The organism is Psychrobacter sp., assembly GCF_030457785.1.
GTDB lineage: Bacteria > Pseudomonadota > Gammaproteobacteria > Pseudomonadales > Moraxellaceae > Psychrobacter.
In genome coordinates this window covers 1-3,375 of record NZ_JAKDUI010000253.1, presented here as the reverse complement: position 1 = coordinate 3,375, position 3,375 = coordinate 1, and the positions used below count along the sequence as shown (strand labels likewise).

The following is a 3,375-nucleotide window of genomic DNA, read 5'->3' as shown; positions in this document are numbered from 1 at the left end:
TTGAATAACGCCGCCCATAGCATCTGAACCATAGATGCTAGAACCCGACGCGCCGTATATTATTTCGATACGGTCAATTTGATCGGCTGGTAGTAAGCCTAACGCTGGTTGTCCATTTGACATAGAGCCATAACGCACACCGTCTATTAGTATCAATACGCGTTTGCTATCATAGCCACGGATATAGAAGTTACTACTTTGACCTATGCCACCATCTTGTTTGATGCTAAAACCAGGTTGATGATTGATCGCCTCCAGCACAGTCTGGCCTTGATAACGCTTGAGCTCTTCACTGTCAACCACTCGGGTTTGAGCAATAGTATTATTGACTTTAGTGGGAGTACGTGTCGCTGTTACAACGACTTCATCAAGTTCTGTTTCTGGTAATTCATTGTTTGCAGCAGTACTGTCAGTGGTAGCAGCGGTTGCATTCAAAGTACAGACACCAAGGGCGCTTAAAATACATAAGCGAAGGAAGGTGTTCGAAGAAGAGCGTGGTAAAGACATAGTTGGTTCCAAAGTTACAAAAGCAATAATTGAAAAGGTATCGTTACAAAATATAGCAGTTAGCTTAAGCTTTGCTTATTATCTAGAAATAACGGTCGTTTATAAACCAGTTTTACCTAATTTTTATTCATGCTAAGTTGAGTATATTGCATGTTGGGTCGTTATTTATTCAATTCGATGAAATGTTCTTAGTGTTTTTATATCGGATATTTTCAATGTTTCCGTTTGTCGAGTAGGTAGGATCGGCAGTTAAGCCATTTGACTATAAAAGCGCTGTCGTCATAAATAATAGCTGTTATAGTACAAAGCTTAGCTGTCTTTTGTGGTGTTTATATAAAATTAAGAGGTTCGTTTTGTTTACTAAGCATAATCTGATCATTGGTAATGCGTCTGCGTCACTATATTCAACAGTCAAAGTGCTATTCGTGAGCCTGGTGCTTTTACTGATGATGGCAGCGAGTTTCTTGCTGCCCAACGGTGCCTTGGCTGCCGATGCTGGTGCGCTGTCTAGTAGTAGCAGTGAAGAGTCAGCAAGTACTCCTGCACCAGATTCCTTTGGGAGGGATACGCCACGAGATACAGTGCAAGGCTTTATCTCTGCGCTGAGCCAAAACGACTACTTGCTGGCAAGTAATTATCTGAATTTGTCCAAGTCTGATAACCCAACAACCACTGTGCGCCAATTCAAACAAGCGTTGGATGCTGGCGGTCGTTTTCAGCCTGATTTGCAAATCAACAATACTTATACGGGCAACTTGACGGATCAACTACCTGCCAACCAAGAATTCGTTGGTCTCATCGATGTGGGTGAACAAAGAATATCACTTTTACTAGAGAGAGTGATGACCACTCAAGGCGAGCAGTATTGGCAGTTTTCTAGTGAAACGCTTAGCGCAGTACCTGAGGTAGTAAGAAATACTGAAGCTACATTGGTTTCTCGTTATACCTTTGAGGCGTTAGAAGACCAAAAAATATTTGGTTATATGTTGGCTGATATAGTTGCTGCACTAATTATGGTGGTTAGCAGCTTTATTTTTACTTATATTTTGGTCTGGCTGCTGTATCATCTTATCAAGATTGCTTATCCCCGAGTGCGTGGCGAGGCAATGCCAGTGCCCGATAAGGTGATACTGCCGTTGGCTGTCGTGATTATGGCACTTATCTTGTCAGAGGTGATGGTCTATGCTGGCGTATCAGTGACGCTGCGCGAGCCAGTCAATCGGTTTGCTGAGATAGCGTCTTGGTTAGCGACAACTTGGTTGCTGCTTCGAGTGATTGATTCTATTTTTACTCGAGCAGTGAATCTAAGCTATAGGAAAAACCACACAGAACGTGTTTCTATTTTAGGGTTGTTACGAAAAGTCGTCAAAGCGCTGTTGTTGATATTTGCCGTGATTGTCATCTTTGGCAATTTAGGCTTTGACTTGACTACCGGTATTGCTGCTTTAGGTGTGGGTGGTTTGGCGTTGGCACTTGGTGCACAAAAGACCATCGAAAACCTCGTGGGTAGCGTGGTTGTTGTAGCAGATTCCCCCGTTCGAATTGGCGATTATTGTAAGTTTGGTACTTACGAAGGCACCGTCATTGATATTGGTATTCGCTCATCGCGCGTACGGACGTTGTCGCGTACTGTGGTGACTGTACCAAATGGTGATTTTTCGTCGATGCAGATTGAGAACTTTACTTCTCGCGACATGTTCCAGTTTTATCACAAGCTATATATCAAACGTACTGCGAGTATAGATGAAGTCTTTAAAATGGTGACTCATTTAGACGAGTATATTGATGAGCATGACCTGACCAACCAAGAGTGGAACCAAGCCAACATTTTAGAGTTGCGTCAAGATTGCTATGTTGTCCAATTACAAGCCTATATTAACTCAAGTAATATTGTTGAGTTTTATAATAAGCAAAACGAGCTGTTTGTCGATGTGCTAAATCAAGTGGCTAAGTACAAAGTTGAGCATGCGTTACCAACGCAACAACTGATTGTTAATCAATCAGAACTTGAACATCAAACAGAAGGCGATACTCAAAGTAATAACGATAACAATAATGATAACGCTACCACCGCGAGTAGTATCAAAGATTCTGCTGTTGGTGACGGTAGCGTTGGAGACAGCGGTACGATTGCATCAACCATCAATGATGATACAAACGACAAACATGACACTAAGTCGAGTGCTGATGAAAAGATAGACTTGAATAAAAACAGTGATCGCACGAGCAAAAACATTAAAGATAACAAGATAAGCATTAAAAAACAGATCTCAGCAGAAGCCAAAAGAAAGAGAAAAAAGCTCAATGCAATAAAAGAGAGGAATCGCGTGTTGAAAAAGAGCAAATTTAAGCATGTGAAAAGAAAGCTTGGTTTCTCTATGTGGAACCCGCATTGAGCTGAAAGCATCATACAGGCATGGCGTTCTTGTTGCGCATCAGCCCATAGTATGACCATAGAAGTAAGCTAGCAGCACTACGATGTGGTGACCAGTCTTGAGTCAGGTTGTTTAGTTGTTTTGGCGTGGGTCGCTCTTCTAAACTCATCAGCGTCATGGCTGCTACCTTGATTGCTAAATCATCAACAGCGAGGATATCAGCTCGTTTTAAGAGACCATCCCGAATTCTGTGTAACTGCCGTTTAGATTAAATGCTTGCTGATACGGTCATCAAACATAATCATAAAGCGATTTAAAGCAGACGTCCAGTTACGGATTGGCATCGACCACTTTTTAGAGGCCTGCTGGGTTGCCAGATATACTACCTTGAATGCTGCCTGATCAGAGGGAAACACCTTACGCTTATTCACCGCCGTACGAATCACACTGTTTAGCGACTCTATCGCATTGGTGGTATAAATCGCTCTTCTGA

General features: G+C 42.2%; 4 protein-coding genes. 1 reads left to right on the top strand and 3 read right to left on the bottom strand.

Features of this window, described 5'->3' with window-relative positions:
• Nucleotides 1–507 (bottom strand): TonB-dependent receptor (locus L0J61_RS10170; RefSeq protein WP_301466331.1); only part of this gene is annotated, 507 nt, incomplete at its 3' end.
• Nucleotides 508–932: 425 nt separating this feature from the next.
• On the opposite strand from L0J61_RS10170, the gene L0J61_RS10165 reads away from it, so the two are divergent.
• On the top strand, nucleotides 933–2,903 hold the full coding sequence (locus L0J61_RS10165; protein ID WP_301466330.1) for a mechanosensitive ion channel family protein: 1,971 nt from the start codon (nucleotides 933–935) through the stop codon (nucleotides 2,901–2,903).
• A gap of 10 nt (nucleotides 2,904–2,913) precedes the next feature.
• Here the strand turns inward: L0J61_RS10165 and L0J61_RS10160 are convergent, their stop codons facing one another.
• The gene (locus L0J61_RS10160) at nucleotides 2,914–3,060 is read right to left on the bottom strand and encodes a hypothetical protein (RefSeq protein ID WP_301466329.1); all 147 of its coding nucleotides are present in this window, start codon (nucleotides 3,058–3,060) and stop codon (nucleotides 2,914–2,916) included.
• 85 nt (nucleotides 3,061–3,145) lie between these two features.
• On the bottom strand, nucleotides 3,146–3,375 hold a 230-nt coding region (locus L0J61_RS10155), incomplete at its 5' end, for a transposase (protein ID WP_301466328.1).